The organism is Bradyrhizobium sp. P2_E8, assembly GCF_056403875.1.
On record NZ_JBFUES010000339.1, the window covers coordinates 1 to 7066 of the forward strand.

Consider the following 7066-nt stretch of genomic DNA (forward strand, 5'->3'; position numbering starts at 1 on the left):
TCCCAGCGCGTCGATATTGTCCTTCACTGCGACCGGGACGCCGTAGAGCGGCAGGCTGGCAGCATCCGCGCGCGCGGCAAGCTTTTCGGCCTCCGCGATCGCGTCCTTCTCGTCGCGCAGGCTGATGAAGACAGCGGGATCGTTGTGGTCGCGGATGCGCTGGTAGCTGCGCGCGAGCGTCTGTGCCGGCGTGAGCGTGCCCGCGCGATGCGCGGCCACAATCGCGGCGATCGTTTCAGGCTGCTCAGCCCCCATTTCAGCCCCCATGGCGACAAAACTCCGGCAACATGTCCTCACCCGGATCGAAGCAAGCGATGTGCCATTGTGTACAGAATCCGGGCAGCGCGGATGCTCCGGATATTATCGGGAGATCAGTAGGTTGGGGGATATTTCGGCGGCCGGGCGGGCCGTTGCGCCAACGCCTTGTTCCGGGCATTTGCGCAAATTTTGGGCAGGTGGGATCAGGTGAAGCCAGCGAGGATCTGGAGCAGCCGCTCCCGGTTCTCTTTGCCGATCTTCGCCTCGACATGCCGCTCGTGCTCGGCGGCGAGCCGCTTGAACTTCGCCAGCGCGGTCTCGCCCTGGGCGGTGAGATGCAGGGCGTGCGAGCGCCGGTCCGCCTTCGACTTGATCCGTTTCACGTATTTGCGCTGTTCGAGGCTGTCGAGCAGATGCACCAGCCGGGCGCGCTCGATGCCGAGGCGCTTGGCCACCGCCATCTGCGACAGGCCCGGATTGGCGCCGATCACCGTCAGCACCGAATATTGCGTCGGCCGGATGTCGACGTCGCCGAGCGTCTTGATGAAGTCCTGAAAGATCCAGATCTGGAAGCGCCGCACCGCATAACCGGCGTGCCCGACCAGCGCGTCGAGGCCGATCTCGTCCGCGTCGTTCGGCCGCGCCGCGCCGTTGCCGGCACGTTTGCGTGGGGAGGGGCGGGTGTCGGCTCGGGCTGCGTTGGCTGTCACGTGATCTCTCCTGCCGCGCAATCTTAGCGGCCCGAAGGCCCACGCGAAAGTTTGTTGTTGACGACAACAATTGTCGTGCCCAACAATATGACCAAAGCGGCCCGGAACGAGGCTGTAGCCGATCCGGACGTCCGGGCGAGGAGGAAACCATGATAACCGCCGCACGCGGCGACGCTTCGAGCCTGTTCGCAATGCCCAAGACAGTCGCCGAGCGTCGCGCCGACGGCAGCATCGTGCTGCGCTCGCCCGAACCGTTGCGCGACAGTGCGCGCTGCATCGGCGACTGGCTGGAGCAATGGGCGCAGCAGACGCCCGATGCGGTCTTCCTCGCCGAGCGTGGCAATGTCGAAGCGCCATGGACCACCGTCACCTATGCGCAGGCATTGCGCCAGGTGCGTGGCGCGGCGTCGTGGATCCTGGCGCAAGGCCTCGGCGCCGAACGCCCGCTCGTGATCCTCTCCGACAACAGCATCGACCATGCGCTGCTCGCGCTTGCCGCGCAGCATGTCGGCGTGCCCTCGGCCGCGATCTCGCCGGCCTATTCGCTGATGTCCAGGGATTTCGACAAGCTCAAGTGCATGATCACGCTGCTCGAGCCGGGCGCGATCTACGTCGCCGCGACGAAGCCGTTCGCGGCGGCGCTGGCCGCGATCAAGCCGCTGCACAAGGCGCAGGTCATCAGCGGCAACGGCGATGACGCCGACGCACTCGCCTTCAGCATCGTTGCGGCAACGTCCGAAATTGCCGACGTCGCCAAAGCCTTTGCCGCGGTGACGCCGGACACGATCGCAAAATTCCTGTTCACGTCAGGCTCGACCGGCACGCCGAAGGCGGTCATCAACACCCAGCGCATGCTGACCTCCAGCCAGCAGGCCAAGGCGCAGACCTGGACCTTCCTCGAACAGGCTGGCAGCGATCTCGTCATTCTCGACTGGCTGCCCTGGAGCCACACCTTCGGTGCCAATCACAATTTCAACCTCGTGCTGCGCAACGGCGGCTCGCTCTATATCGACGGCGGCAAGCCTGCGCCTGGTCTGTTTGCGACGTCGCTTGCCAACCTGAAAAGCGTGATGCCGACGGTCTATTTCAACGTGCCGCGCGGCTTCGACATGCTGATCGCGGCATTGCGCGGCGACGAAGCGTTGCGCCGCCGCTTCTTCAGCGAGGTGAAGTTCGCCTTCTATGCCGGCGCCGCGCTGCCGCAGAATCTCTGGGACGCGCTCGAACAACTGTCCATCCAGACGGTCGGCCGCCCGCTGCCGATGGTCTCGGCCTGGGGCTCGACGGAAACCTCGCCGCTGGCGACCGACTGCCATTTCCTCGCCGAACGATCCGGCAATATCGGCGTGCCGATCCCCGGCACCGAGCTGAAGCTCGTCACCTCCGGCGACAAGCTGGAGGTGCGCGTGCGCGGCCCCAACGTCACGCCGGGTTACTGGAAGGCGCCCGAGTTGACGAAGCAGGCGTTCGACGACGAGGGCTTCTATCTCATCGGGGATGCAGTGAAGCTTGCTGATAGCGCGCGGCCGGAGCGCGGCCTGTTCTTCGACGGCCRTGTCGCGGAGGACTTCAAGCTCAATTCCGGTACCTGGGTCAGCGTCGGTACGCTGCGCCTCGCCGGCATCGCGCGCTGGCGCCGCTCGCGCAGGATATCGTCGTCGCCGGTCACGGCGGCGACGAGGTGCGCTTCCTGGTGTTCCCGAACATCGCGGCGTGCCGCACGCATGCCGGTTTGCCCGATACGGCTGATGTGAATGATGTGCTGGCCCATGGCAGGGTCAGGGCCGCGATCGCGGAGGGCCTTGCAAAGCTGAAGCAGCAGGGCGCCAATTCCTCCGGCCACGCCACGCGCGCCCTTCTGCTCGCCGAGCCGCCGTCGGTGGACGGCGGCGAGATCACCGACAAGGGCTACATCAACCAGCGCGCCGTCCTGACGCGGCGTGCGGAGGCGGTGGCGCGGCTCAACGACGATGCATCGACCGAATCGATCGGCATCGGCTGAACCGTCCGCACTCGATCGTCTCGTGCCCCGGACGCAGCGCGTCACGAAGTGATGCGCTGCAGAGCCGGGGCCCATTCCTTCTGCGCCATGGCCCGGCTCTGCGTCGCGTCCGGGACACAGCTTGCCAACGAAAGAGAGCAAGTGTAATAGTTATAAGATATAATCAATCAAATGAGGGAGGCCGCCGTGAGGTCTGGCTTGGTATCGGCAGTCACGCTGGCTGCGCTTCTGGGGTCGACGGCACTGGTCCGCGCGGATGCCGAGGCCTGCTCACCGGTCACATCAGCATCGCTTGCCATTTCCGGCATCGAGATCACGGGCTCAAAGGCGCAGGACGCGGCCTCCGGCCTGCCCAAGCATTGCATCGTGACGGGGATCGCCAACCAGCGCACCGGTGCGGATGGAAAATCCTACGCCATCCAGTTTGAGCTCCGCCTGCCGGCGGAGTGGAACGGCCGCTTCCTGCACCAGGTCAACGGCGGCAATGATGGCGTCGTGGTGCCTGCGCTCGGCGACAAGCCGGACGGCTTTGCCTCGGGCGGGACGGTGCCGTTGGCGCGCGGCTTTGCCGTGCTGTCGTCCGACAGCGGGCATTCCGGCTCCGATCCCGCGAACAAATCGCTCGGTCTGACTGCGGGCGCTGCCTTCGGTCTCGATCCGCAGGCGCGGCGCGACTATGGCTACGCGGCCGATATGACGTTGTCGCCCGTGGGCAAGGCGATCATCACCCTGCATTACGGCCGCAAGCCGGATCGCTCCTACATGGCCGGCTGCTCGAACGGCGGACGCCACGCGATGGTCGCGGCCTCGCGCATGCCCGAGAATTATGATGGCTTCCTCGTCGGCAATCCCGGCTTCGATCTGCCGCGCGCGGCGATCCAGCATGCTTGGGACGTGCAGGCCTTTCTCAAGGCCGATCCGGATTTGCGCAAATCGATCACCAGGGAGGACGCGCAAGTCATCGCCTCCCGCATCACGGAGGCCTGCGATGCGCTCGACGGCGTCAAGGACGGCTTGACCGCCAATCTCGCGGCTTGTCAGAAGGCGTTCGATCTCAAGAGCCTTGCTTGCGCGCCAGGTCAGACCAATGCGTGCCTGCCGCAAGCCAAGGTGGACGCGCTGAAGACGAGCCTGGCCGGGCCGAAGAATTCGAAAGGCGAGGCGCTCTATTCCGACTGGCCGCTCGATGGCGGCATCGGCACCGGCAACTGGCGCGCCTGGAAGGTCGAGAGTCCGGTCGCGCCCTGGAACAACTATCCGATCATCGCAACCATGGGCGCGGCGTCGCTGAATTACATCTTCTCGACACCGCCAGTCGCGGTGGAGGGCAGCAGCGACAAGCTGATCGATGCCCTGAAGGCGTATGATTTCGACAAGGACGCGCCAAAAATCTTCGCCAAGGACGGCACATTCACCGAATCGGCCATGGACTTCATGACCCCGCCCGACGTCGATGACCCCAAGCTCGCGGGGTTGCAGAAGTCCGGCGGAAAGATGCTGATCTATCACGGCCAGGCCGACCCGGTGTTCTCGGTGAATGACAGCATCCGCTGGTACGATCGGCTGGACAAGAACCTGCAGGGACGTGCGGACGGCATCGCGCGTCTGTTCACCATCCCCGGCGAAACCCATTGCGGCGGTGGCGTCGCGCTCGACAAGTTCGATGCACTCAGCGCGCTGACCGATTGGGTGGAGAAGGGCAAGGCGCCCGAGCGCATCATCGTCTCCGCCAATCCGGCGAACAAGGAAGTCCCGGCTTCGTGGAGCCCGAACCGCACGCGGCCGCTGTGTCCATACCCGTCTTATGCCGCCTATTCGGGGCAGGGCGATAGCGAGGACGCCGCGAATTTCGTTTGCAAGGCGCCGTAGTAACATCGCGGCCGCGAGCGCTACCGCACCCTCTCCCCTTGTGGGAGAGGGTGGATTTGCGAAGCATCGGCGTTCTAAGTGAACGGCGGCCGGAGGCCGCCTATGCCACCTTCTCCCGCAAGGGAAGAAGGAAGAGTTGCGTGCGGCGGAGAGGGAGAGGAATTCACCCCTTCGCCACCACCGCCTTCGCGACGTCCGCAATCCCCCTTGCCATCGATACGAACTCGCTCGGCATCATCACCAGCGTCATGGTGTTCTGCTCGGCGCCGACTTCGGTGATCATCTGCATGCGGCGCAGCTCGAGGCCGGCCGGATTCTGCATGATCACTTCGGCGGCCTGACGCAGCTGCTCGGCGGCATCGAGCTCGGCCTCTGCCTTGATCAGGCGGGCGCGCTTTTCGCGCAACGCTTCCGCTTCCTGCGCCAGCGCGCGCTGCATGCTCGGAGGTATCTCGACGCTTTTCATCTGCACCAGCTCGACCTTCACGCCCCACGGTTCGGTGGTGGCGTCGATCGACTTCTGCATGACATCGGCAATGGTGTCCTGCGCCTTCAGGATCTCATCCAGCGTATGCTGGCCGAGCACCGCGCGCAGCGTCGTCAGCGAGACCTGCACGACCGCGTTCGAGACCGCCTTGACCTCGATCACGGCGAGCTCGGGATCGACGATGCGATACCAGACCACGGCGTCGACCTTGATCGGCACATTGTCCCGCGTGATGCCTTCCTGCTGCTCGACATTGGCGGTGATGGTGCGCAAATCGAGCTTGGTCTGCCATTCGATGATCGGCCAGACGAGATAGAGGCCGGGGCCGGCGGTGCGATTGAACTTGCCGAGCCGGAACACGACGCTGCGTTCATACTGATTGGTGACGCGGATGCTGCCGATAAAATACGCGATCGCCGCGACGGCAACGATGGTGAAATAYGGATGCGCGGCGACAAACTCCATGACGAACATGGTTGCCTCCTGAAGCAAAAATCAGTGCGCGGCGGATTAAGTGACGGAGTGTGCTGCTTTCAAGGACGCTGGCGGAGCGCCGTCAGGCATATTTTTTCGTGTTAACCACTTGACGCCCGTTGCTTAACGTTTGCGCGGACCCGTTGGCTCGCAATGACGGTGGGGGAACATCGAAGGATTCGACTCTCACTGTCGCCGCGGAGGCTCCCCCTCACCCAGCCCTCTGCCCGCAAGCGGGGAGAGGGAGAGGCCTCACCCCACCACCTTGCTCGATCCCTGCGTGATCAGCCGCGCTGCGCGCTGGTCGCGGGCGTAGATCCAGAGCCAGCTGAGGGCGACGCTGAGGCGGTGGCGGAGGCCGATCAGGAAGTAGATGTGGGCGATGCCCCAGATCCACCACGCGATCGTGCCACGCAGCTTGATGCGGCCGAAGTCGATCACGGCGAGGCGCTTGCCGATCTGCGCGAGGCTGCCGGCGTGCTTGTAGCGGAATGGGCCCGTCGCAGCGCCGCGTAGCCGCGCCTTGATGGCTTCGGCGACATGCTTTCCCTGCTGCTTGGCGGCCGGGGCGATGCCGGGCACGGGCTTGCCCTCCCAGGCGTTGATGCTGACGGTATCGCCGATCGCAAAGATTTCGGGATGGCCTGGAATCGTCAGGTCGTCTTCGACCTGCACGCGTCCGGCGCGATCGGCCGGCGCGCCGAGCCATTCGGCGGCTGGCGAAGCGCGCACGCCGGCGGCCCAGATTCTTGTCTTTGCCTCGAGCAGCTTGCCGCCGAACACCACGCCCTCACGATTGATCTCGGTGACCGGCTGTCCCAGCACCACCTCGACGCCGATCTTCTCCAGCGAGGCCTGCGCGTAGGCCGAGAGGTCGTCGGCAAACCCTGCGAGCACGCGCGGCCCCGCCTCGATCAGCACCACGCGCGCTTTGGTCGTGTCGATGTTGCGAAAGTCACCGGGCAGGGTGTGATGCGCCATCTCGGCAATTGTGCCGGCGAGCTCGACGCCGGTGGGGCCGGCGCCGACGATGACGAAGGTCAGCCGCGCTGCGCGCCGCGCCGGATCGGTCTCGCGTTCGGCGCGCTCGAACGCCACCAGGATGTGACGGCGCAGCGTTGTCCCGTCCTCCAGCGTCTTCAGGCCGGGCGCGAACTGCTCCCACTCGTCGTGGCCGAAATAGGCGTGCCGCGCGCCGGTCGCGAGCACCAGCGTGTCGTAAGGCACCTCGCTGCCGTCGTCGATCAGCACGCAGCGCCTGGTCGC

At 65.3% G+C, this 7066-nt stretch carries 5 protein-coding genes and 1 pseudogene; 2 read left to right on the forward strand and 4 right to left on the reverse strand.

Features of this window, described 5'->3' with window-relative positions:
* Nucleotides 1–255, reverse strand: a 255-nt coding sequence (locus AC1D00_RS19580; RefSeq protein WP_477011795.1) for an amidase family protein, incomplete at its 3' end; no start/stop codon positions are given.
* A 206-nt stretch (nucleotides 256–461) separates the two neighbouring features.
* A complete protein-coding gene (locus tag AC1D00_RS19585; RefSeq protein WP_477011792.1) occupies nucleotides 462–968 on the reverse strand; it encodes a MarR family winged helix-turn-helix transcriptional regulator in 507 nt (168 codons plus the stop codon).
* Between the two features lie 149 nt (nucleotides 969–1117).
* Here AC1D00_RS19585 and AC1D00_RS19590 point away from each other — a divergent pair.
* Together AC1D00_RS19590 and AC1D00_RS19595 are read left to right on the forward strand one after the other, a co-directional pair.
* Nucleotides 1118–2970, forward strand: a pseudogene (locus AC1D00_RS19590) (feruloyl-CoA synthase).
* A gap of 186 nt (nucleotides 2971–3156) precedes the next feature.
* On the forward strand, nucleotides 3157–4839 hold the full coding sequence (locus tag AC1D00_RS19595) for a tannase/feruloyl esterase family alpha/beta hydrolase (protein ID WP_477011793.1): 1683 nt from the start codon (nucleotides 3157–3159) through the stop codon (nucleotides 4837–4839).
* Nucleotides 4840–5002: 163 nt separating this feature from the next.
* Here the strand turns inward: AC1D00_RS19595 and AC1D00_RS19600 are convergent, their stop codons facing one another.
* The gene (locus AC1D00_RS19600) at nucleotides 5003–5800 is read right to left on the reverse strand and encodes a slipin family protein (RefSeq protein WP_271579328.1); all 798 of its coding nucleotides are present in this window, start codon (nucleotides 5798–5800) and stop codon (nucleotides 5003–5005) included.
* A 252-nt stretch (nucleotides 5801–6052) separates the two neighbouring features.
* Nucleotides 6053–7066: NAD(P)/FAD-dependent oxidoreductase (locus AC1D00_RS19605; protein ID WP_477011794.1), on the reverse strand; the 1014-nt coding region annotated here is incomplete at its 5' end.